We start from the raw sequence: 24837 nt of genomic DNA on the forward strand, positions 1-24837 counted from the left end.
TTAATCTTTGTAAAAATCGATAAAAAGTGTGTCTAATAATTTGGATGATAAAAATGTTAAAAGGGAGTTTAGAAAGATGTTTTGATTTTGAATGTTTTATTTTTTTATTTACCTTTGGTAGTAGTTGTTTTGTTCTTGGCAAAAACTAACTAAGGACGTTTGCTTATGATTTATAAATTAATTGCAGTGAATTATTGTTTCTTTTTTTAATATATAAAAAAACTTGATGATATTTTAGTCTCTTTTGGAGTTTAGTAGTCATTGAATTATTCGAATTTTACTTGATGCTACCTTGTTTCTTTGTTTAGCTACTTGACTTTTATAATGATATTACCTGTGATCTTTTTGGTAAAAATCATTAGTTGGCGTTCGAAGGCAGTAAGTTATTTTTGATGACATTTGTTTTTCTTTTTTATGATTGTGATGATAAAAAAAGGGGTTTGATAGTTTTTTAAATTAGAAAAACAATTTTTGGTTATTCTTTTAAAAATTTAAATTTGGTTGTCGTTCTTTTTGTCAAAGACAACAATGATAAACGCCAAAATAAGTGATTTTAAAAGATTTAAAAGTTTGAAGTTAGGCTAACAAAATGAGCCTGTTGGGAGTTAGTTTTGCTATTGACTTTTAATTATTTTTATAGTTTTTAATTGATCCTTTGTAAAAACCGACTAAAAATGACTCAATACTGTTTAAATTGACAAAAATGAAAGCTAGCGCGATTCTAGATTTGATCGATTGTATTTGTTTTTTTAAAAGTCTTTGGTTATTCTTAGTTCGGTTGGGACAAAAATAGAATAAATGCAATGTCGCAGCTGCAATAAGAATTAAAAAAGGATCGGAAATGTAAGGATTACTAAATATTGTAATAAATTGTTAATCATCTCTTAACTAGGAAAAAATACTTAAAAGTTGAAGAAGGATCAAAGGGAAGCCTTTGGGATTGACTTGTTTAAGTGAAGAACTAAAATTAAAAGAGACATCAATTAGTAATTGAAGTCTCTTGTTGTAGTTATGAATTAATTTAAATTCGTAATGGTGGCATCGGAGTATTTATTGTAATTGGGTCTTGTTTTGGAAGTGGGTTTCCGTTCGGATCAGTGATAGTATAAGTGCTAGTCATTGTGATAGTGGCATTTTCTGGCAAAATAACATCAGGAAGGTCATTTTCACAAACCAAAATCATTATTGATAATTCTGGTTCTTGTTCTTGTGTGCCAGAAAAAGAAGGAAAACTTAATAAAGAAGCTTGATCCCAACTATCTGTTACTATTTTTTGATCAACTACAAGACGTGAATGAAATAACTTAGCTAAATTATCATCGAGAGTGTCATCTTTTTTAACTTCAAATTTACGCTCTGATTTAACACGGAGCTTTGATAAATCATTTGAAGTTAATTTTTGAACTAATTTTAATTTGTGTTTGACTTGAAATTCTCTAGTATCATCATCTTTTAAGAATTGATTAGGAATACTTGAGTTAACTAATTTTTTTGTATCTATTTGTGATTCTTTTAATATAAGTCCGATAGAAACTTTTCCATGTTGAATTGTATCTTGATGACTTAAAAATCAATTAATGGCTAAAACTAAGATCGGCGTTAAGATCATCAACGAAACGATAACAATTAAGACCGATTTTTTGTTAATTTTATTTAACTTGTTACGTTTATTCATAATTTTTAATTTTCTCCTTAAATTTGTTATTTAAAGTTTATTTGTGCAAGCATTATTGTCATAAACTTCTTTTTTTGCTTTTAGAACATTATGATATATAATTATTAAATAGAAAAATTAGTAAAAAAATGAAAAGTAAAACCTTTCTTTTTGATTTTTTTATTTTAATAAGTCAATAGCAATTCCAAAACAATAACTACTATTTATTATATTATAAAACAAAAAACCAAATTAAAACATATAAAAATCACTTTAATTGAATTTTAAATAATGATATAAATTAATTTTGACAAAAAATATTAAGATAGTTTGGTTAGTGATGATGACTAGTTTTGACTTGATTGTAGAAATTTTAAGAAAAATAAAAGGGGAAGATACAAATATTTAAAAAGATTAAAAAAATACAATGAGGGACGTTAGCAAAAAAAACTTACTTGACTAAATGCAATTTATAAGTATAAATTTATTGTAATGTGGCTACTACTTTTGACCTTAAATAGTGGATAATTATTTTAACATCGTTATTTGGAGTATAAAATAAGAGTTTGATGAGATTTGATATAAATTCAGAAAATAATTTTGATTTGCAGCAGTAAAAAAGATCAATACTTTGAATGTGTATATTGTAAGAAATTTACCAAAAGGAGTTAAACAGTCAAATAAAAAACGATTTTGGGATGATTTTTAGATAATTGTTTGTGTTTTTTTGAGCCAACAAAAAACAAAAGAATTAAAAAACATAGTAGTCAAAATTAACAAAAGAAAAAACTACTATTAATTATATTATACACCAAAAAAAAAAAAAACAACAAATTTTATGTCCACAAAATTTAATTTTTGTAATTTTGAACAGATAATTTGAATAAAGGTTGATTTAGTTATGAGATGATAATTTTAAATTTTAGACATCAAAAAAACTGACAGAAAAAACATTACCAAAAAAGAATAAGAAAGAAATTTTTATAAAAATTAAGATTTGATGTTTGGAATTAATTGCAGTTATGAAGTTAAATTGGTTAACTGAAATAAAAAAAGAATAAAAAAATTATCGAAAAAAGGGAATTACAGTTAAATGGTTTAAACTAAACAAGAAATAAAATTTTTTGGTTGGCTGCTGGGATTATTATTGATTTTATTAACTTGTGAAATTGAAGAAAATATCGGTTTGTAGAAAAAAGACAAAAAACGCATAGATGATAAAACCTAAAAGCGCAAAAAAAGCGTATTTTAAAATTAAATTACTTGATTTAAAACCTTTTTTAACACTAAAAAAACAAAAACCTATCAAATGCAACAAAAATAAGAAAACAATCAAAACACCAACATCACCCCCAAAAAAAGAAAAAAAGTTGCAAAATAAAAAATAAAGTAAGTTTAAAATAGTGAAATGATAAGTTATTATCTGATAATATATCTTATTATAACAAATAATAAATAAATTGTAATAAGATGTAATGATGATTAAAGCCGAAAACTAACATTTTTTTGGTTTGAAATATCTTAATAAAAAAAGACTCTTGAAAAAGAGTCTTATTGATATTAATTTATAAATAAGTCGTCACCTTGTCGAAGGGTAGTCGAAAAGAAGGTAAAAGTGGTTTGGTTGGATCGCTTTTGCCAATCGCTATTAGCAAAGCAGGGACATAATTTTTAGCAATTCCCAGAGCTTCTTTGATAGTGCGATGATTAAAACCGCCCATCGGACAAGTGTCATAACCATGACTTTTGGCAGCTAACATCAATTGTAAAGAAACGATGCCACATTCTAAAAAAATTTCGTTAGTAATCTCTTCGCTTGATTTTTGCTTGTATAACAAATCAATTTGAGCTAAGATTTGATTTTGAAATTCCATAGGAATTTGTTTGGCAGCAAAAGATTGTCTTAAAATCGGTTCTTTAGTTTCGTTTTTTAAACTATTACCGCAAACTAAAATAAGAGCGGAGCTAGTTTCTAATTGGGACTCATTGCCGTAGAGACAAGGTTTTAATTTGTTTTTAGCAGCTTGATTGATGATGACAAAAAAATGCCAAGGTTGTAAGTTAAAAGACGAAGGAGCACGCATTGTATCAGATAAAATTTGGGATAAAACATTTTGGGGGATAAGATGGTTTTTTTGAAAAACTTTGACAGCTTTTCTTGAGGTTATGATATTCATAGTTATTTCCTTTTGGAATTAATTGGTAAAAGTGTTGTCATTGCTTTGATGCGATTAAAAAACGTAAAGACACAAATTATCTTTGACTAATGATATTATAACATCAAAAAAAAGTTATAACAAACCTTTGTCGATTAAGATTTGACGTAAAAGGTCGGCTTGCTGAAAAGCTTGTTTTTTTCTTGCCTCTTGCCATAAGGCATAAGTTTGTAAATCGTTAGCATTAGCTTGCTTGAAATCAGGTTTAAGTCCTAAAACGTTAAAAATAAATATTAAAGTATTTTGATAGCTAGCTAAAAGGGTTAAATCATTGGTTTGATGGGTTTGTTTGATGATTTGTTCTAACAAATCAAAAACTTTATGGGTAGAAAAATCATCTTGCATAAATTGGTGGAAAGCATTGATGGTTGGTTGGTGCAAATCTTTAGTTAAGATGCTTTTTAATTGTAGTTGGAAGTCGTTTTTAGTCAAAAAAGCCATTATTTTATGGTATTTATTTTGGGCTTGGGTAATTAAAGCAAGAGAAAAATCGATTGGTTTGCGATAATGGATACTTAAAAGGAAAAACTTAATAACTGAAGGGCTAAATTGTTGCAATAAATCTTTACACCAGACGATATTACCCAAAGATTTAGACATTTTTTGCTGTTTATAATCAAGCCTTGCGACATGCATAAAAAAATTGGCTAAAGGGCGTTGATGGCGAGCTTGGGCTTGGGCGATTTCGTTTTCATGATGCGGAAATTTAAGGTCAGAGCCACCACCGTGGATATCGAGTGAAGTTTTAAAAATAGTTTCAATCATAGTCACACATTCAGTATGCCATCCTGGTCTACCTAAAAACCAGGGACTTTCATATTGGATTCCTTGGGAAGTTTTTTTCCATAAGATAAAATCTCCAGGGTTTTCTTTTTCGGAATCTAAAATTTTTCTCGCATTTTGTTTTAATTGTGATAAATCTTGTTTTTTAAGTTTGCCGTAATCAGAAATTTTAGAAATTCGAAAATAGATACCTTGGTTGGTAAAATAGGCAAAACCCAACTTTAAAAGGTCTTCGATTAGTTCAATCATGGCTGGAATGTAATTGGTGGCTTGCGGAAAAAAATTGATACTTTGTAAGTCAAGATCTTTTAATAATTGTTGAAAAGCTAGAATATATTTTTGCGCTATCAATACTTCAGAAGTTTTCATTTTGAGGGCTTGACTGATAATTTTATCATCAATATCGGTAATATTAACAACATAATTAACATTAAAACCGATAGTTTCTAAATAGCTTTTTACGGTGGCGAAAAAAACAAGTGGTCTAATATTGCCTAAATGCAAATGGTCATAAACAGTCGGCCCGCAGACATACATATTAACTACTTGTGATTTTAAAGAGATAAATGGTTGTTTTTGACAGGTTAAAGAGTTATAAATTTGTAACATGCAAGAAATCCTTTTAATTTTTGATTTGAAAACAAAGTTAAGATATACTTTTCAAAACTGTTTCTAAATTAGCTAGAACTTTTTTTTTGCCTAACAATTCTAAAAAAAGCGGCAAACTAGGACCGTGCATTTGACCGGTAGAAATAATGCGTAAAAACGTGAAAAGAATTTTTTTCGGTAAATTGCTGTCTTTGGTGATTTGTTTTAAGGCGGTATTGATGGCTTCTTTTTCAAAAGTAATTGGTTTTAAAAGTTGGCTAAAGTGGGTCAAAAGAGGCATCAATGATTGATGATCTTTTAAAAATTGCTTCGCTTCGTTAGATAAAGTCAATTTAGTGGGGAAAAAAGTTTGATATAAGGAAACTGCTTGCTGCATGTAATTCATTCGGTCTTGAAATAAAGCCACAAATTTAGTTAACCATGACAGATTAGAAATAGGTGTTTTGATGTTGGCAAAAACATTTTTATTAATAAGGTTAGAAACAATTTGGTCGATCGGAGTTTTTTTTAAGTAATGATTGTTGAAAAAATCTAACTTGGTTTGGTCAAAGATGGCTGGGGATTTATTCAAACGGGCGACGTCAAATAACTCAATTAACTCTTGCGAACTTAAAATTTCTTTGGAACTAAGAGGAGAAAAACCTAAAAGCGATAAAAAATTAAATAATGCTTGCGGAAGGTAACCTAATTTGTTAAAGCCGTCGATAAACTGCATGATATCTAAATCTCTTTTACTCAGTTTTTTACGCTTTTGGTTCAAAATTAAAGTCATATGAGCGAATTGAGGGATTTGCCAATTAAAAGCTTGATAAATCATGATTTGTTTGGGGGTGTTAGTGATGTGTTCTTCGCCCCTAAAAATATGTGAAATCTGCATTAAATGGTCGTCAATAGCGGCTGCAAAATTATAAGAAGGGTAACCGTTAGATTTAATAATGACCCAATCTTCGATGTCTTGACTGAAAAAACTTAAAGATCCTCTAATTAAATCTTGAAAGGTAAAAATTTGGTTAGCGGGGACTTTAAAACGAATGGCAAAAGTAGTTTGATCGGGACTAAATTCTTTGTAAGCTAAATTTTGTTCTAGCAATTGCAAAGCATATTTTTTATAAATAAGCAACCTTTCGGATTGTCGATAAGGTCCAAAAGGGCCTCCTATATCTGGTCCTTCGTCCCAATTAAGTCCTAACCAACTAAGATTTTGTAATTGTGAAACCTCACCACCTACAACATTGCGGGCAATATCGGTATCTTCGATTCTGATAATAAACTTTCCTTGATGATGTTTGGCAAATAAATAATTAAATAAAGCGGTGCGGGCATTACCGATATGTAAAAAACCGGTCGGACTGGGGGCATAACGGACTCTTATTTGATTCATAGTCTTTTCTTTCTCTTGTTTTTTGCTAAAAAAAAAACTTTTTTGACAAAGTTCTTATTTTTGAATTAACGTTTTGAGAATTGTGGGGCACGACGGGCTTTTTTTAAACCGTATTTTTTACGTTCAACACAACGAGCATCGCGCGTCAATAAGCCGGCTTTTTTTAAAATAGTTCTTAATTCAGGAATGCTTTCTAACAAAGCACGAGCAATTCCTAAGCGAATGGCACCTGCTTGAGCGCAAAGACCACCACCATTGACGTTAACACGAACATCATAGGCTTCTCTTTTATCGGTCACTGTCAAAGGTTGCAACATATCTAGACGAGTCGCTGGAAGTGGCAAATATGATTCAAAATTTTTAGTATTGATTGTGATTTGTCCAGTGCCGTTAGTTAAAATAACTCTTGCAACAGCACTTTTGCGACGTCCAGTGCCGCAATAATGAACTTGTTTCATATGATTAAACCTCTAAGATTTCTGGTTTTTGAGCTTGATGGTTGTGGTCTGCTTGGGGGTAGACAAAAAGTTTTTTACCAATTTGTGAACCTAATTTGGTATGAGGAATCATTCCTAAAATAGCTTTTTCTACCATTCTAGTAGGGAATTTTTTCATCATTTCAGTAGCGTTAACCTTAGTTAGTCCACCTGGGTAGCCTGAATGTTTGTAATAAAGTTTCTGGAACCATTTTTTGCCAGTTAAATGTATTTGCGCGGCGTTGATGACGATCACATAATCACCATTGTCCACGTGAGGGGTGTAATTGGTTTTGTTTTTGCCTTTTAAAATAGAAGATACTTTGGTAGCTAATCTACCTAAAGTTTTATCTTTGGCATCAACTAAATGCCACTTACGTTGCACAGTAGAACTATTAGACATCAAAGTTTTTTGGCTGTGTTGATTGGGATTAGTCATAGATTTTCTCCTTATAATTTGCAAAAAATATTCTTTGCATTGATTTTGAATTTAGAATAGTCACATTGAAAATAAAAAAAGTATTGTTTTTTCAAGATGGCAATAACAATTATTGTTTTTTCAACATTCTTTAATATTTTACTATCAAAAATTTTAAGTCAAGAGAAACGAGACAAAAACAAAAAGAATGTTTTATTCTTGAAAGATTAAAAAAAGAAAATTAGTGAAGTTTAGACATGCATTGACCTTTGAAAATTTAGAGCAGTTGATTTACCTTTTAAAGCTTCGACCAAAGCAAAGCTAAAATCAAAGACAGTAATTGGGGAGCGAGAAGTTACAAATTGACCACTAATAACAACTTTTTGTTCTGGCAAATAAGAGCCTGCAATAAAATGCTCGCAATTAGGAAAGCAAGTAAAAGAATGGTTTTTCAAAAGACCTAATTTACCCAAAAACATAGGGGCGGCACAAATAGCACCAATAACTTTATTAGCTTGAACAAATTGCATTATTAACTGCAATAAATTGGTTTCTTTTTCAATAATTCGAGCAACATAAGGACCGCCTGGTATGATTAAAAAATCAAAAGAAGCAGAATTAATTGTATCTAATTGACAATCTGCTTTAATTATTAATCCACTTGAAGATACAATTTCAAGATTAGTGTTAGGGGTAGCAGTAGTTAAAGGTAAATTAGCACGTTTCAAGACAGCTCTAGTAACTAAAGCTTCACAATCTTCGAAACCATCGTATAAAACTAATAATCCTTTCATCTTTTTGTATGACTCCTTTTTTAGGTTTTGTTTTAAAAATTAAAAAATAATAAATAATAATTTAGTCAGCAAACAAAAAAATACCACAAAATTATTTTTTGTGATATTAAAAGGAATAACTTTTATTTTGCTAAATACTTCAATAATCTACGTCTTTTGCTGTTTCGCATAAAAAGTCCTCTTTTAGCAGAAAAATCCTTAGGATGGTTTTTTAAATGTTGACTTAAATTTTTAATTCCATTTGATAAAATTTTAATTTGGGATTCAGTTGAACCTGTGTTTTTGGGAAAACTAGCGGTTGGCGTGATAATTTCTTGTTTTTGTTCTTTAGTTAAAGCCATTGTTTTTCACTCCTTTTTTTAATTAATTTTTTTAAACAAAAAATGTTAAACTTTTAAAAATTGATCAACATTTAAAACAAAAATAGTAGCTCCACCAATTGAAACTTCTGTTGGGAAAGAACTATAAGCCGAAAACTGATTCATAATGTTGTTAGGAATCATCTGGGTTTGTTTTTTAGAATGTTGTCCAATGATTTCCAAGGCTTTTTCAACTTGTTCTTCTTTGACACCTAAAATAAAAGTAGCATTAACCTCCTTTAAGAAACCACCTTTGGTGGCAAGTCTAGTCGTAAAAAAACTATTTTCTATTAAGGCTGTTTGTACTTTATTCGCATCGTTACTAGAAACGATAGCTATAATTAATCTCATATGATCCACAATAATATTATACCTTATTTTTTTAATTTTGACAAAAGAAAAAGAAATCTCCAAAATGTTGACTTTTTATTACTATCGCAAAATAATTCTTAACGTTTATCTAATTTATTAGCTAAAAAGTAAGCAATTAATTGCACTATTTGAGTTAAACAAAACATAAAAAAGATACAAACTATAATTAATTCTAAAGGAGTAAAACCGTTTAACAAAGAAGGATCACCTTGATAACCACGAGAAATAGCGATTTCAGCAATTCCTTCATGTCCTGTAATTCCTAAAACAGAAGAATAAGCTAAAGATGTTACAAAAAGCAAAGAGGTTTTTAAAACGATATCAGAACGAGCTTCTTTTAATAAAAAATATTTAATAAATTGCCAATCATTTGCTCCAAGACTGTAAGATGTAGAATAAATTTCAGGGTTAACAGTAAGAAAAATTTGTTCACAATGACGAGTAAAAAGAGGAGTTAAAATTAAAATTAAAGAAATTAAACTAACACCGAAACCATAAGAGAATCCAAAAAGAGGAAAGAAAAAGAATTTAATAAATAAAATAATTAATAATAAAAAGGGGGTAGAAATTAAAAAATTCAAAACCATATTGCAAATAAAATATATTTTGTGATTTTTTTTTATTTTTAATAAATATAAATATACCCCCAAAAAAAGCCCTAAGAAAAAAGAAATCAAAGAAGAAAAAAAAGTTATTTTAACGGTTTCTAAAAAAGCATTTAGAAATAAATATTTATCCCATTCTTTATAAGTAATAACATTCCAAAAAGCATGAAACGAAAACATTATTATGTAGAACGACTTTCAGAATGGGTTTTTCCTAAATATTTAACTTTAATTTCTTGACTAAGATTATCGATTTCTTGACTAGGGATCATATAATAATTGTCTTTAAAAAGTCCTGTTTGAGCTTCTTTAATTATTGTTTCTTGTTTTAAAACTTTTTGTAAAATTTGAATTATTTTCGAATTTTCATTATCTTTTCTAGAAACTAAAGAAATAGTATAAGAATAAATAGGATCATCTAAACTTGCTGGTTTTGCAAGCATTCCTACGATACCAAAAGGCAAATTACTTATATTGCCCATAAGAGTTGGATATTGAAGACATAAACAAGGTTCTTTTTCGCTTTCAAAACTAGGCTTAATAGAAGCTAAATCAACAACAGTTTCATATTTAATTTCGGGATAATCTGGAGTGTTTTTGAAAAAATCAGGTTTTAATTCAAAAAATTTTTCAGGTGGTATCGTTATTTCTTCTTTTTGTTTAATTATTCCTAATTGTTGTAATAAATATAAAGATAAAGATCTTTGAAAATTATCATCAGACATGAAAATTTTTATTTTTTGGGTGGGTTTATCAATTTTGAATTGTTTTAATTTTCCTAAACTTCCCAAATTAGAATCTTGTTTTGCAAAAAGGCCAAATTTGGCTAAATATCCTGCTTGAACAAAAGTAAGTTTATCATTAAGTCTTTTGTTTGCTATATTGAGATGATGAACGTGAGCATCAAATTTAGCATCTACTTCTTTATTAGCTAACAATTCATCGGTTTTTTCAAATTTTAAAGGTAAATAGTTTACTTCTAAATCAATATTGTGATATTCTTTTAAATAGTTTTTGACAGAACCTTCTAAAAAACTTTGAACCGTTGGCAAAGCAGTAGCTATTTTGATTTTCGAAGGAAAAGAATCGTTATTAACTGGCGTTTGGGTTTTGAATTGATAACAAAAATAAGATAAAATTAAATTGACAAAAATAGATATTATAAATAAAATAAGCAAAAGATTTTTTTTAGTTTTTGAAAAAATAAGCATTATATAAAAATAAGCTTTCTAAATTAATTTATTCTTTTTTTATCAAAAAAAAAAAAAATTAAAAGATGTCGTGATAAGGAATTGCTTTGATTTGACAAGTTGGATTCAAAGCAACAATTTTTTTTAATTGACCTTGCTCCAAAACAGCTACTCGATGACATAAACTTTTAATAACAAAAACATTATGAGAAACTAAAACGATAGTAGTTTTTAGTAGTTGATTGGTTTTTTTCAATAAGTTTAAAATTTCTTGACTTGTCACTTCATCTAAAGCAAAAGTTGGTTCATCGCAAAAAATAATTTTAGGTTTGTAAATTAAGGCTCTTGCAATGGCGACCCGTTGTTTTTGACCTCCTGATAAAGTTTTAGGATAAGCGTTAGCAAAAGAATTCAAACCAACAAAAGTCAACATTTGATCCACTTCTTTTTGAATTTTTGTTTGACAATATTTTCTTATTTTTAAAGATAAAGCAATATTTTCAAAAACATTTAAATTGTTTAAAAGATTAAAATTTTGAAAAACCATAGCACTTTCAAAACGATCAAAAGATTTAGTTATTTGTGGTATATTTGGATCTGATTTCATAAGATCATTCATTATTTTTAATAAAGTAGTTTTGCCAGAACCAGATGGACCAACAAGTCCAAAAATTTCGCCTTTAGAAACTGTTAAATTAATATTTTGAAGAATTTGATGAGTTTTTTGACGAGTGATAAAAGTTTTGGAAAGATTCTTAATTTTAATCACAATAATTACCTTTATTATATTTTGATTTCATTTTTTATTACTAATTAAAATGAATAAGTTTTTTAAGTATTTTTTAATGTTTGTATTAAATTTTTGAAATTTAAAGGTAAAGGAGCTTGAAGTTGTATTTTTTCTGAAGTGATGGGATGGCACAAAATTAATTCTTTAGCATGCAAAAATTGACCTAAATCAGTATTGTAATGTTTAGATCCATAAAGTTTATCTCCTAAAATTGGATGTTTTAGGTAAGAAGTATGAACTCTGATTTGGTGCGTCCGTCCGGTTTCTAAAACGAATTCGATCAAAGAAGTTTCTTGAAAACGTTTTAAAGTTTTAAAATGGGTGATCGATTCTTTGCCTTTGGCTAAAACTGCCATTTTTAAACGTTGATTGGGGTTTCTACCAATCGGAAGGTTAATTGTGCCTTCATCTTCTAAAAAACCTTCAATCAAACCCCAATAAAATTTTTTAATAGTTCTTTTTTTGAAAGCTGTTTGTAATTTTTGACTCACTTCATCGGTTTTAGCAATTAACATTAACCCAGTAGTATTTTTATCTAACCGATGGACAATCCCTGGTCTTAAAGTAACGAGGTGGCTTAAAGGTTTGATTTGATGAAGTAAGCCATTGACTAAAGTAATACCTTCAAAACTCAAAGAAGGATGAACAACTAAATTAGCGGGCTTGTTGATGACAGCTAAATAGGGGTCTTCATAAATGATTTCTAAATTAAGATTATAAGGTTTTTGAAGATTAAAAGATGTTTCTAAAATATCATTTTTAATTGTAATTAAATCTTGAGGTTTAAGAAGGTAGCTTTTTTTGGTTGGCCTATGATTAACTAAAACTTTTTGAGCTAAAATTAATTTTTGACATTTACTTTTATTCCAATTAGTTTGACGAGTTAAAAAATGATCTAAACGTTGCATTGCATCAGGATTAGAAATAAGCCAAGTTTGGATTTCTTGCATATTTGAACCTTTTTTCTAGGAATAATAAAGTTGAACATAAAAAAGAAATAAACTTTAAATTGACTTAAAGTTTATTTAAAAAAATTTATTATGTTAGAAAAAAACTTATATTGATAAAATATTATTATTTTGAACTAATGCAGTTAATTTTGAGTTTGATCAGATTGTTCGGTTTTGGTAGGTGGCTTTATAACATCAGCAATATCGAGTTGAGTTTGAACAGTTTTTTCTTCTTTAGTTGTAAGTTCATCTTTTTGGGCTTGTAAAGCTTGTTTTTCTGCTTCCCACCAAGCGATTTTATTAGTAGATACAATTTCGTCGATATCTTTTTTGTTAAGGGTTTCAATTTCTAACAAATATGAAGCGATTGTGTCTAATAAAACTTTATTTTCTTGAATAATTTTTTTGGCTTCTTGGTAACAATTAGCAATTATTTTTTGAATTTGTTGGTCAATTTCTAACCCTTTGGGGTCAGAAAAATCATTTTGAAAATTATTGCCTGAATATTGCACCGGTCCTAAATCACTCATTCCATATTTAGTCACCATTAAACGAGCAATTTGGGTAGCATGTTTAAAATCACTAAAAGCACCGCTTGAAACATCGTCAAACATTAATTCTTCTGCAACTCTTCCACCTAAAAAAGAAGTAATTTGAGCTAAGAATGTTTTTTTGGAAGAAAAAAAAGTTTCTTCTGGTGGTAACATTAAGTTATAACCACCAGCATCGCCGCGAGGAATAATGGTGATTTTTTGCACTACTTGGGCAAAAGGGATTTTAATACCGATGACAGCATGACCGGCTTCGTGGTAAGCAACCATGCGTTTTTCTTTCTCGTTGTATTTACGAGATTTTTTGGCTGGTCCCATTAAAACACGATCTAAGGCTTCGCTGATATCTTTTTTATTAATCATTGAAGCATTTCTTCTGGTAGCTAATAAAGCAGCTTCATTTAAAGTGCCTTCTAATTGGGCACCACTAAAGCCAGGTGTTTGTTTTGATAATTCTTCTAAATTGATTTCAGGCGAAAGTTTTTTATTGCTAGCGTGTAATTTTAAAATAGCTTCGCGGTCTTTGACGTTAGGCAAAGAGATGTTAAAATGACGATCAAAACGACCAGGTCTTAAAATAGCTTGATCGAGGGCTTCTGGTTGATTGGTGGCAGCAATGACGATCACCCCTGATTTTTGGTTAAAACCATCCATTTCAACTAAAAGTTGATTTAAGGTTTGTTCCGAACCGCCACTTGACATCACCGCTCCTCTTTTTCTGGCAACAGCTTCAATTTCGTCGATAAAAACAATACATGGAGCTGCCAGATGTGCTTCTTTAAAAAGATCTCTGACACGACTTGCACCAAGTCCTACATAAACTTCGTCAAAATCAGAACCAGCAGCAGCAAAAAAAGGAACGCCAGCTTCACCAGCAACAGCTTTGGCAAGTAAAGTTTTACCAGTTCCAGGAGGGCCATATAATAAAATCCCTTTCGGAATACGAGCTCCCATGGCAGCATATTTGCGAGGGTTTTTTAAAAAATCAATAAGCTCACTCATTTCTTCTTTTTCTTCATCAGCTCCGGCAACATCTTTAAAAGTAAATCTTTTGTTGATAACAACATTTTTACGAGATTGACTGCTTTTTTTGGAAGAAAGTTCTTTACCGACTTGTTCAAGGGTATCGGCAAAGAATAACCAAACACAATATAATAAGATTAATTTAAAACAAAACCAAGCAGTGTCAATCGCCATTTCGTAACCATAAAAAGGACGCGGATCTTCAGAGGTCATTTCGATATTTTGATATTTTTGTTGGCCAGTTTTTGGGTTAAATATAATACCTTTAGGAACAAAATAATGATTACGTGTATTATCATTTTTATCGCTAATAGTTAAATTATAAGTTTCAGTAAACGGAACAGGACGATAAATGATTTTTTTTACTTCTTCTCTGTCAAGACTTGTTTCTAAATTTGCCAGCCCTTTGGAATCAACTTCTGTTTTAGTAAAATAACACCAACCAAAAGAAATCACAATCGCACCTAGGGCAGCATATAAAACATAAACATTAAATTTTTTAAAAATTTTATCTAAAAATGTCATAAATTCACCATTCTTTTCTTTTCATAAATGATAAAAATGTTATCTTAATAACTAAATTATATCAAAAAATAATCAATTTTTCAAACCTAAAATAAGCAATTGAGATTTTCCTAATGTCTGATTAAGATACAAATTAGGAATATATAAGATGTTATTACAATTATCAACTATTAACCATAAATGTTTTCTTTGGAGCAAAGAAACTTTACGATTAATCAAAAAGCTTTTTAATTTTTGCATCCCGAAACTAAAACAAAGTCGATCGCCCGGTAATTTATGACGTATTTTTAACGGAAAGCTCACTTTTTCCAAATCCAAATTTAAAACAACAAGCGACTGTAAAAAATATTTTTTTAAACATTCTAAACAAGTTGAGACATAAAGTAAGGGTTTTTTTGGCATTTGTTCTTTTGTTGATAAATTTAAATCAGTCGAAAGAATACCAAATACATGATAACTTTTAACCAAAACAAATTTTTGACTTAAATTCCAAGTTAAATTAGGTTTGACGGTATTATTTAATCCTTGGATAATACTTTCAAGGAGAAAAAAATTTTTATTAAGGTTTTGTTGTTCTAATAAAACTAGAATAACATCTTTTTGAATTATTTTATCAAGGGTTAAAAAAGGACTAAGTTTAAAATTTTGAACTTTATTATAGTTATTATAACAACTGTTATTTTTAATAAATATGAGGGTTTGTTGTCTGATAAAAGTTTGGGCTTGAATTAACTGTTGGGAAAAGTTTTTAATATTGCTTAAAAAAGCAGTGTTTTTTTTAAGATAAGGAATAACATGATATCTAATTTGATTTCTTTGATAAATGGTTTGTTGGTTAGTCGAATCTTCTAAAAAAGGAACTTTTTGATTTTGAGCATAAACTAGAATTTCTGCTTTACTTAAATATAAAAAAGGTTTTAGCAAACAAAATTCTTGAAAACATAATTCTGGTTGCATCCCGCTATAACCTAACAAAGTGCTACCACGAGCTATTTTTTGTAAAATCGTTTCAGCTAAATCATCTAAATGATGGGCTGTCATGATATAAGGAGTTTGATAGTGTTTAGCTACTTGTTGGAGTTTTTCTTGCCTTAAAAGACGAGCTTGTGTTTGAAAGTTTTTGGCAAGTACTTGCAATTCAAAATAATGAAAAGGAATTTTTAATTGTAAACAATAATTTTTAACTAACTCTTTATCTTTGAAAGAATCCAAACGTTTTAAATGATTAAAATGGACTACCTTTAAATCTAATTTTTGTGACCATAAAAAATCAAGTAAAACCATTGAATCAACGCCGCCGCTAACAGATATAATATAAGTTAATTTTGGATCCAATTTTAAAGATAGTTTCATTTAGGTTCCCCTGCGACTAGACTTTGATTTTTAAAGTAGTTAATTGTTCCTTTTCGACTGTTCCGGGGGAATCTAACATTAAATCTTTAGCACTTTGAGTTTTAGGAAAAGCAATTACGTCTTTGATATTGTTAGTCTTAGTCAATAACATTACCAAACGGTCAAGTCCTAAAGCTAATCCGCCGTGAGGAGGAGTACCGTATTTAAGAGCTTCGAGCAAAAAACCAAAACGCTTCTGAGCTTCTTCTTTGGTAAACCCTAAAAGCTTAAAAACTAACTCTTGTGTTTCGGTATTGTTGATTCTTAAAGAACCTCCACCAACTTCATAACCATTCCAAACTAAATCATACGCTAAAGCTAAAGTTTTTTGAGGTTCTTTGGTTAAAGAATGAACATCATAAGGAGCAGTAAAAGGGTGATGCAAAGAGTAAAAACGATTACTTTTATCATCAATTTCAAATAAAGGAAAATCAACTATCCACAATAAAGCTTCTTTGGTTTGATCAATTAAAGCTAAATCAAGGGCTAACTGGTTTCTAAAAAGTCCTAAAGCTTGATGTACTAATTGGGTTTTGCCTGAAACAGCAAAGCAAATTTCTTCATTTTTTAAAAAAGAATCATCTTTAATAAAACGCGATATTCCACCTATAATTCTATCATTTTTTTTATAAAAAGCAAATAAATTTATACCAAAATTATTTTTAAAATAAAGTTGATAAGTATCTATTTGATGACGTGATAAGCTAGCTTTTTTATCTACTTTAAAACCTTTAAGATCTCCTTGAAATAAATTTGATTCCCAAGCGCTTTGTTCAAAATAGCTAGAAAAGTTTGTAATTTGCAAAGGATTTCTTAAATCGGGTTTATCAGTGCCATAAAGTTCAAAAGAGGTTTGATAAGTCAAAACAGTAAAGGGTTGAAGTAATTTTTGTTGTTTAATATTTTGAAATAAATCAACGATAATTTCTTCAGCTAAAGCCATAATTTCACTTTGAGAGCAAAAAGAAGTTTCGATATCGATTTGACTAAATTCTGGTTGACGATCAGCTCTTAAATCCTCATCGCGAAAACAGCGAGCCACTTGAAAATACCTTTCAAACCCAGCAATCATATATAATTGTTTAAAAAGTTGTGGTGATTGGGGTAAAGCATAAAAATTACCAGGATAAATTCGCGAAGGGACTAAATAATCACGCGCTCCTTCGGGAGTTGATTTAGATAAAATCGGCGTTTCTAATTCTAAAAAATCATTTTTTAATAAAGTTTGACGAATACTTTGGGTAATATGGTGTCTTTGAATTAAAAAATATTTAATGTCTGGGTTGCGTAAATCTAAATAACGATATTTAAGGCGTGTTTCTTCAAGACTATCTTGGCTGCGAAACACATTTAAGGGCAAAGTTTGGGCTTCATTTAAAACATTAAAATAAGAAACTAAAATTTCAATTTCACCGGTTTTTAATTTGGTATTTTTGTTACTTCTTTCAACAACTATCCCCTTGATCTCAACTACTGTTTCTAATTTTAAAGCAATGATTTGTTGATATTGGGGGTGTGTTTCTTTGATTAATAGCTGGATTATTCCAGAAACATCACGCAAATCTAAAAAAAGGGTTTTGCCTAAGTTTCTCTTGCGGAACAAAAAGCCTTTTAAAAAAACTGCTTCGCCCTTATTTTGAAGAGTTAATTCGTTGTTGTAATGACTATATTTATTTTGCATCAAAATTTATGTTGACTCCTTGATTTTGCAAATAAAAAAGAATATCTTTTTGGGCGATTGTTGTTTGTTTTTTGGTTTGAGTGTTTTTGATTGTAATTTGTTCTTTGGCAAATTCTTGATCGCCTAAAATCAAAAGATAGTTTGGTTGCGTTTTTAAAGCCTGTTTCAAAGCTTTGGTAAAAGGTAAAAAGTCATAATTAAGGTCTACAGTTATGCCTTGTTGGCGTAAATGGTGTACTACAGCAAGACTGTGATAAAAAAAAGAAGGTTGTGTGGATAACAAAAAAAGATCTAAAAGAGGCGTTTTAGGAATAAGTGGTTTTTGCCGTTCTTCTAAAGTTAACATCAAGCGTTCCATGCCGAAAGCAAAACCAATGCCAGAGGTGTTTGTGCCATCAAAAGTTGCAACTAAGTGGTCATAACAGCCACCCCCACCTAACACACCTCTATGATTAAAAGCGTTTTGAGTTGTAATTTCAAAAACTGTATGGGTGTAATAATCAAGCCCACGAACTAAATCATGATTTATGACAAAGTTGACGTTCATCGCTTGCAGACCATCTAAAACTTGTTGAAATCGTTTTTGTGATTCCAAAGAAAGAGAATCAAAAATTTTAGGAGCTTGTTGCAAAAAGGCTTTTTGGGAACAAATTTTACAATCCCAAATGCGTAAAATATTATTTTGAAACCTTTCTTGACACAAAGGGCATAATTGGTCAAAATAAGGTTGTAAATAAATTTTAAAAACTTGTAAATAAGTCTGATAGTCGGTATTATTGCCTAAAGAATTAATTTTAACAACTGCATCATCAATTCCTATCGTTTCTAAAAAGCGATAAGCTAGGGTAATGACTTCGACATCCAAAAAGGGGCTTGATTTGCCTAAGATTTCGACCCCTAATTGATGAAATTGACGATATCGTCCTGATTGAGGTCTTTCATAACGAAAATAAGGTCCATAATAATAAAATTTATGCATTTTCGGGCTTTGATCTAATTTATTTTCAACATAACTACGAATAATTCCTGCAGTACCTTCTGGCCTTAAAGTGAGGGAACGCTTTTTTTTATCTAGAAAAGTATAAGTTTCTTTGGAAACCATTTCAGAATGTTGGGCAGCACGATGAAAAACTTCAGTATATTCCATAATGGGAGTTCTGATTTCACCAAAATTATGACGCTTGAAAAAAGCATGCAAAACAGTTTCGACTTGATGCCAAAGCAAAGTTTGTTCTGGTAATAAATCACAAGTCCCTTTGATTTTATAAAACATATTTTTCCCTTTTTTAATCTTTGAATTTGACTTTTTTAATATTTAATAACTCGTTACTAAATAATCTTACTCATTATATTATATCAAAAGAGGCAACATAAAAAATAGAAATTAGCAAAAGGAATAATAATTTTAATTATAATTGCACTGTTATAAAAAAGTGTAAAGGTACCGGTACGTCAAAACACTACCACTTGGAAACAAATTTATGAGCCAAATATGTGTTTATTAAACTACCTATATTTTAACATAAAAAAAATACAAAACAACAAAAAAAACAACAAAAAAAACAACAAAAAATGATTTTTTTTAAAAAAAGAAAAAAACAATACCAGAATCAAAATCAGATATTTTATAATATATTATTTTATATTAATTTTTAATAATAATATTATATAAAGATTCTGATTCTGATTCTGATGTTTAATATATAATATATAGTAATATATAGTAATATAAAGATTCTGATTCTGATTCTGATTGTTTAATATATAATATATAGTAATACCAGAATCAAAATCAGATTATATAAAATTATAACTTAATTTTTTTTATTTGTCAAATGTTTTGCTTATTTTGTTAAATTATATATATTTTTTATCATTATAAAAAAAACCAGCACAAAATGCACTTCTAGGTTGAAGGGTTAATAATTATAGGTTTATTGGTAATAACGTCTCATTTTTTTTCGTTGGGGTTTAATAATAAATGGTTTTAAATCAGGGTTTTTTTGATAATAATTTTTATATTCAAGGGGCGCCATCCCATCTAACACTTGCATTTCACGTTCATAGTTATAAAAATGAATATATGAAGTAATAATTTCTTTCACTTTGTCAAAACTTAAATCTTTTTTCCTAATTAAATTAATAGTCTCGCGTTTAAAATTAGACCAAAAGGCCTCTATACATGCGTTATTTGATGGTGTGCCTTTTTTGGAAAAACTAGCAATCATGCCTTTATCTTTAACCGCTGTCATGTATTCTTTGGAGGTGTAAACGGTGCCCTGATCGCTGTGATGAATACAACCATTAGAAAAAGGTATTTTTGATAATGTTTGCATAACAAAATTAATGTCTTGTTTTTGAGATAAATTAAAGCTAATTATTTCTCTTGTATGTAAATCTAAAATAGCTGATAAATAAACCTTAGCGCCGTTTGGCATAATAATATAAGTAATGTCAGTACAAATCTTTTGTAAAGGTTTTGAGGCGTAAAAATTATTATTTAATTTATTTTGAAATGTGATTTTTCTTTGTTCGGCTTTGACTTGAAAATGTTTTGACTTGGTTTTTTGCATCCGTGATAACAAGTTTAATTTATTCATAATTTTTAAAACTGTTAAGCGTGATACTTTAAAGCCTGCTTTTTTCATTTTAAACCAAATACGACGGTATCCTAATCTCATAATAGGGATATGGTTTGCCACAAAAGCGTATTGATAACACATTTTATAAATGGCTTTTTCTAAGGGTTGATTAGTGGCGAATTTTTTATTTTGCAAAAGCCACCGATAATAAGTGCTTTTATGTATTTGTAGTTTTTTTAATATTTGATTAAGAGACAAAGATTGAGAGTATTTTTGAATAATTTTTAAGTAAAAATCGCGTTTTTTAAGGCGGTTTTTGAATAGTTTTGTCGTTTCTTTCGTTAAAGCTTGTAATAAGTCCTCATCTTCTTGTGATATGGCCTTTTTTTTAGGTTTTAAGTTGTCTAATTCTCCTTCAGGGTCGCTATTATACTTTCTAACCCAGTCATAAACTTGTGAAATATTTTTAATTTCTAATTTTTCAATTATTTTTTGACAATGAATTTGGTTTAATTCATTTTTTAGTTTTTCTATTTTTGCTTTTAATTCTTGCGTCTTATTTACTAACATTCTTGCCACTTTTAAATGCGCTTGTCCCCAAGTTGCGTTTTCTTCTGCTTCTTTTATGTTGGTTAAGTCTTCTTCTTCTGCCCTAGCTGTGTATTCTTGCGCCCAATACATACATGATTTCGCTTTAGTTATGCTTTCGCGTATCTCTTTGTTGGATAATTGAAATTCTTTTTTTAATTCTTTAATTTCGTTTTCAATATTTGTTTTCATTGTTTGTTTCCCCTTTTTTGGATATTTTTATTTATTCTTGGTTTAATTGGTTTTTTAATGCTTCTATTTTAGTTTTTATTGTTTTTGCCTTGATTTTGACTTTTTGTGCCTCGAATTTATATTCTTCCGCCCAACGTGCGAATTTTTTCGAATAATTTATGTTTTCGCGCTCCTTGGCTGTAAGGATTTGCAAATTTTTTCTAATTCTTCAATTTGATTTTTCATTATTTTTTTCTCCTTTCCACAGTTTAGAAAACAAAAAAAGCTAAACTGTTTATTTTAATTTAATAATCAATTTAGCTTGTTTTTTTGTGGATTTATTTTTTGTTTTTAGGTAGTTTCGTTTTTTGGTCCGGTGGGCTAATAAACAATTTAGCTTGATTTTTTGTGGATTTATTTTTTTGTTTTAAGGTGGTTTCGTTTTTTGGTCCGGTTGCTTATTAAAACTAGCTTTATTCAGGTATTAAAAATGAATTTATTTACAATTTTTGATAACAGTGTGTTTTTTCAAATTTATTTTCTATCTGTTGTCTTTATAATATGCTAAAATATAAAGGAGTTATTTTTTATTTTATTCTTTTTATTTGACAAAAAAATTTTAAAATCATCAAAACAATTTTTAATTCAAATTTTAATTATTTAAAGATACCTAAAAATCATTCAAGGAGGAACAAAATCAGATGAAATGGCCTACAAAATCAAGCGATAAGCAAACTTATGGAGAAGAAATCGCTAACGCTATTTCTCATGGTTTAATGGTTCCTTTAGGAATTTTTATTCTTGTTCTTTTTAATATTGAAATTTGTAAAATTGATGTTAATAATAAAATGATTATTTCGATTTTTAGTATTTCTATTATTATCCTTTATTTGACAAGCACTTTGTACCATTCTTTGTCTTTTACCAAAGCTCATAAATTTTTTCAAAAATGCGATCATATTAGTATTTATTTACTTATTTGGGGAACTTTTTCTCCTATTTTATTACTTTTACCTGAATTAAGAGGTTCTTTATTCGATTCAGAAACGTTTAAATGGTTTACTAAAGGACGATTTTTTTTTGTTTGTCAATGCATTTTAGTTACTTTAGGTATCACTTGCAAAGTCATGTGGTTTGACAAAGGCAAATACCTCCATCTTTTATTTTATGTTTTATTAGGGTGGAGTGGAATATTGTTGTTTCCTGAATTAATAAAACTAAATAACAGAAAAACTTTATTTTTTATCATTTTAGGAGGCTGTTGTTATACTGGTGGTGTTTATTTTTATGTCAAAGATAATAAAAAATATTTTCATTTTATCTGGCATCTTTTTGTGATGTTAGGCACTTGTTTCCACGCTGTAGGAATTTATTATTTATTACAAAATTTAAAAAATTTAAAAGTCAGTTAATTACTATTTTTTCTTCTCATTTTACTACCAACCAAAATTAAAATAACAACAAAAACTTTATTTCCAAAAATTTATCCTTTCAGAAAAGAGAAAAATATATGAAAATTATGTCAATTAATTCAGGCAGTTCTTCTTTAAAATTTCAATTATTAGAAATGCCTCAACAGCTTTTAATCGCTTCGGGTTTAATTGAAAGAATTAGTTACAATAATGCAACTTTTACCCTTAAAACCCCAAACAATAAAGAAACCCAAACCTTAGAAATTAAAGACCATCAACAAGCAGTCACATTATTGTTAGATATGTTAATTCGCAAACAAGTAATTACAAATTTAGAAGAAATAGAAGGAGTCGGCCATAGGATCGTTCAAGGAGGGGAGTTGTTTCAAGATTCAACTGTTTTAACTGATGAAGCGATTGCCAAAATCGAAAGTCTTTGTGATTTAGCCCCTTTGCACAACCCCGCCAATCTTATAAGCATTAGAGCTTTTAAAAAGGTTTTGCCGTCTTTATTTCAAGTAGGAGTTTTTGATACCACCTTTCATCAAACCATTCCTGCAGTAAATTTTTTATATGCCACCCCTTATCAATGGTATCAAAAATATCAAATCCGAAAATATGGCTTTCATGGTACCTCTTATAAATTTATTACCGAAAAAATGGAACAAATTTTAAATAAAAAAGACGCCAAATTAATCATTTGTCACGCTGGTAACGGAGTTTCTTTGTGTGCGGTTGATGCTGGCAAATCTTTGGACACGTCAATGGGTTTTACCCCTTTAGAGGGGGTGCCAATGGGAACGCGCAGTGGTAACATTGATCCAGCAGTGATCAAATTTATCGCTGATAAAGAAAACCAAAGCATTGGAGAAGTGATTAATGATTTAAATAAAAAATCAGGTTATCTTGGAGTCTCTGGGATTTCTAACGATATACGCGATATTCTAGTCGAAATCGATAAAGGCAACCCACAAGCCCGTTTATCTTTTGATATCCAAGTCAAACGGATAGTTGATTATATCGCCAGTTATTACGTTTTATTAAAAGGGATTGATGCTTTAGTCTTTACTGCTGGCATTGGGGAAAATTCAGCTTTTTTTAGATCTGAAATTATTCAACGCTTAGCTGTTTTAGGATTCAAATTAGATGAACAAAAAAATAAAGCCCAAGGACAAATTGCCTTAATTACTGCTCCTGATTCTCTCATTCAAGCTTTTACGATTCCGACTAACGAAGAATTAGCAATTGCTTGCGATGTAATAAGAATCCAAAATGAACAAATTCGCGATAACAAAAATCGCTGTTAATAATAAAAAAAGTCTTTTTTTAAGACTTTTTCGGAGGAATACTCAAGTGGCCAAAGAGGCACGCTTGGAAAGCGTGTAGATCCAAAAGATGCGAGGGTTCGAATCCCTTTTCCTCCGCCAATTATTTCAAAACTAAATAAAATCACAAAGCTATCCATTACGATAGCTCTTTTTTATATCCAAACTTAGAAATAATGCAACAAAAAATTATAATTGAGAGTTTAATTATTTTTTAATGTGTTTTGCGATTTTTTAATTTCTTTTAAAATTTGTTCGACAATTGTTTTGACTTTCGGATTGACAAAAAGAATGTGAGTGGAAATTTCAAAATGCGTCTTTTTGCTCCAATTTTTTAAAATGACAATTTTTAATTGCTCGAAATTAACTTTTTTCAACATTTTGCGAATTTTTCGCTCTTTGGCTTGTCTAGTTAACATCATTTTACCTTTTGATCATATTTAAAAATACTTTATAATGATATTATATATTTTTTATATTGCTTGCGGCAATAAAATTATTTTCTTTCTACAAACAACAAAAGATTAATCTCAAAAATATAGTATAATAAAGGTGTTTACTAAAATCTATTTTACGTACTACAACGAAAAACTAAAATATATTGTATTAAAAAATCTTATTTTTTATTTTTTGTATTTAAACCTTAATATAGTCAAATAATTATATTTCTGGATATTTTTTTCTTTTTTTCGTTTTTCGCCAGACAAAATATTTTGTTCATCAACTTTTATTTTTTGGTATTTTTATCTTCAAGAAAATATCAATACTTTTTGACTCAAATGAGTTACATTTGTTTGATAGATTCTTTTTTATTTGTGTTTGTATTTTGATATTTGTTTTAAATGGTAGTATCGAAAGAACTAATAAAACATGACAACTAACAACTACCATTTTAAAATATTATCTTTTTGGCCTCTCGTATACATTTGCTATTATTTTGTCATCAACAAAACTAACCTAAAATAACAACAATTTTGTGTGGCTTTGATT

General features: G+C 29.1%; 22 protein-coding genes and 1 tRNA gene. 3 read left to right on the top strand and 20 right to left on the bottom strand.

What is annotated here, in order from left to right; all coding sequences use genetic code 11:
• Positions 1-1021: 1021 nt before the first annotated feature.
• From psc1_RS01995 to psc1_RS02085, 19 genes are all read right to left on the bottom strand, one after another.
• Positions 1022-1183 carry a hypothetical protein gene (locus psc1_RS01995; protein ID WP_208936812.1) on the bottom strand — a complete coding sequence of 54 codons (162 nt, stop codon included), beginning with the start codon at positions 1181-1183 and terminating at the stop codon, positions 1022-1024.
• A gap of 2036 nt (positions 1184-3219) precedes the next feature.
• Positions 3220-3831, bottom strand: coding sequence for a nitroreductase family protein (locus tag psc1_RS02000; RefSeq protein ID WP_023161523.1), 612 nt, complete (start codon positions 3829-3831; stop codon positions 3220-3222).
• A gap of 114 nt (positions 3832-3945) precedes the next feature.
• The gene (gene cysS, locus psc1_RS02005) at positions 3946-5262 is read right to left on the bottom strand and encodes a cysteine--tRNA ligase (protein WP_023161522.1); all 1317 of its coding nucleotides are present in this window, start codon (positions 5260-5262) and stop codon (positions 3946-3948) included.
• A 37-nt stretch (positions 5263-5299) separates the two neighbouring features.
• Complete coding sequence (gene gltX, locus psc1_RS02010; RefSeq protein WP_023161521.1) at positions 5300-6643, bottom strand: glutamate--tRNA ligase; 1344 nt, start codon at positions 6641-6643, stop codon at positions 5300-5302.
• Between the two features lie 65 nt (positions 6644-6708).
• Positions 6709-7101 carry a 30S ribosomal protein S9 gene (rpsI, locus tag psc1_RS02015; RefSeq protein WP_122225626.1) on the bottom strand — a complete coding sequence of 131 codons (393 nt, stop codon included), beginning with the start codon at positions 7099-7101 and terminating at the stop codon, positions 6709-6711.
• Positions 7102-7105: 4 nt separating this feature from the next.
• A complete protein-coding gene (gene rplM, locus psc1_RS02020) occupies positions 7106-7558 on the bottom strand; it encodes a 50S ribosomal protein L13 (RefSeq protein ID WP_122225625.1) in 453 nt (150 codons plus the stop codon).
• Between the two features lie 230 nt (positions 7559-7788).
• The gene (locus psc1_RS02025) at positions 7789-8331 is read right to left on the bottom strand and encodes a DJ-1 family glyoxalase III (protein WP_023161518.1); all 543 of its coding nucleotides are present in this window, start codon (positions 8329-8331) and stop codon (positions 7789-7791) included.
• Positions 8332-8453: 122 nt separating this feature from the next.
• Positions 8454-8672: a 30S ribosomal protein S15 gene (gene rpsO / locus psc1_RS02030; RefSeq protein WP_023161517.1), complete on the bottom strand. Its 219-nt coding sequence runs from the start codon at positions 8670-8672 to the stop codon at positions 8454-8456.
• 45 nt (positions 8673-8717) lie between these two features.
• On the bottom strand, positions 8718-9041 hold the full coding sequence (locus tag psc1_RS02035; RefSeq protein WP_122225630.1) for a cyclic-di-AMP receptor: 324 nt from the start codon (positions 9039-9041) through the stop codon (positions 8718-8720).
• Between the two features lie 98 nt (positions 9042-9139).
• Entirely contained in the window at positions 9140-9847 is a 708-nt protein-coding gene (locus tag psc1_RS02040; protein WP_122225623.1) for an ABC transporter permease subunit, read from the bottom strand.
• Between the two features lie 2 nt (positions 9848-9849).
• Complete coding sequence (locus tag psc1_RS02045) at positions 9850-10878, bottom strand: MetQ/NlpA family ABC transporter substrate-binding protein (protein WP_023161514.1); 1029 nt, start codon at positions 10876-10878, stop codon at positions 9850-9852.
• 58 nt (positions 10879-10936) lie between these two features.
• A complete protein-coding gene (locus tag psc1_RS02050) occupies positions 10937-11626 on the bottom strand; it encodes an ATP-binding cassette domain-containing protein (RefSeq protein WP_023161513.1) in 690 nt (229 codons plus the stop codon).
• A gap of 62 nt (positions 11627-11688) precedes the next feature.
• Positions 11689-12597, bottom strand: coding sequence for an RluA family pseudouridine synthase (locus psc1_RS02055; protein ID WP_373375484.1), 909 nt, complete (start codon positions 12595-12597; stop codon positions 11689-11691).
• Between the two features lie 143 nt (positions 12598-12740).
• Positions 12741-14696, bottom strand: a complete 1956-nt coding sequence (gene ftsH / locus psc1_RS02060; protein WP_373375485.1) for an ATP-dependent zinc metalloprotease FtsH — start codon at positions 14694-14696, stop codon at positions 12741-12743.
• Positions 14697-14768: 72 nt separating this feature from the next.
• On the bottom strand, positions 14769-16049 hold the full coding sequence (gene tilS, locus psc1_RS02065; RefSeq protein WP_023161510.1) for a tRNA lysidine(34) synthetase TilS: 1281 nt from the start codon (positions 16047-16049) through the stop codon (positions 14769-14771).
• Between the two features lie 16 nt (positions 16050-16065).
• Positions 16066-17769: an aspartate--tRNA ligase gene (gene aspS / locus psc1_RS02070; RefSeq protein ID WP_023161509.1), complete on the bottom strand. Its 1704-nt coding sequence runs from the start codon at positions 17767-17769 to the stop codon at positions 16066-16068.
• Positions 17759-19042: a histidine--tRNA ligase gene (hisS, locus tag psc1_RS02075; protein ID WP_023161508.1), complete on the bottom strand. Its 1284-nt coding sequence runs from the start codon at positions 19040-19042 to the stop codon at positions 17759-17761. Before hisS ends, aspS begins: the two co-directional genes overlap by 11 nt.
• Positions 19043-19703: 661 nt before the next feature.
• Positions 19704-21131 (bottom strand): IS3 family transposase, encoded by a 1428-nt coding sequence (locus psc1_RS02080; protein ID WP_373400956.1) that lies wholly within the window; start codon positions 21129-21131, stop codon positions 19704-19706.
• 31 nt (positions 21132-21162) lie between these two features.
• Positions 21163-21324 carry a hypothetical protein gene (locus psc1_RS02085; RefSeq protein WP_373375656.1) on the bottom strand — a complete coding sequence of 54 codons (162 nt, stop codon included), beginning with the start codon at positions 21322-21324 and terminating at the stop codon, positions 21163-21165.
• Between the two features lie 487 nt (positions 21325-21811).
• Between psc1_RS02085 and psc1_RS02090 the strand changes: the two genes are divergently transcribed.
• The 3 genes from psc1_RS02090 (at position 21812) to psc1_RS02100 (ending at position 23949) form a co-directional block, all read left to right on the top strand.
• A complete protein-coding gene (locus psc1_RS02090; RefSeq protein WP_023161217.1) occupies positions 21812-22522 on the top strand; it encodes a hemolysin III family protein in 711 nt (236 codons plus the stop codon).
• Positions 22523-22620: 98 nt separating this feature from the next.
• Positions 22621-23829, top strand: coding sequence for an acetate kinase (locus psc1_RS02095; RefSeq protein ID WP_122225573.1), 1209 nt, complete (start codon positions 22621-22623; stop codon positions 23827-23829).
• Between the two features lie 32 nt (positions 23830-23861).
• Positions 23862-23949, top strand: a tRNA-Ser gene (locus psc1_RS02100).
• A 101-nt stretch (positions 23950-24050) separates the two neighbouring features.
• On the opposite strand, the gene psc1_RS02105 is transcribed toward psc1_RS02100, so the two are convergent.
• Positions 24051-24269, bottom strand: coding sequence for a hypothetical protein (locus psc1_RS02105; protein WP_238603327.1), 219 nt, complete (start codon positions 24267-24269; stop codon positions 24051-24053).
• Positions 24270-24837 lie beyond the last annotated feature (568 nt).

It is taken from the genome of Candidatus Phytoplasma solani (assembly GCF_041729705.1).
Classification (GTDB): domain Bacteria; phylum Bacillota_I; class Bacilli_A; order Acholeplasmatales; family Acholeplasmataceae; genus Phytoplasma; species Phytoplasma solani.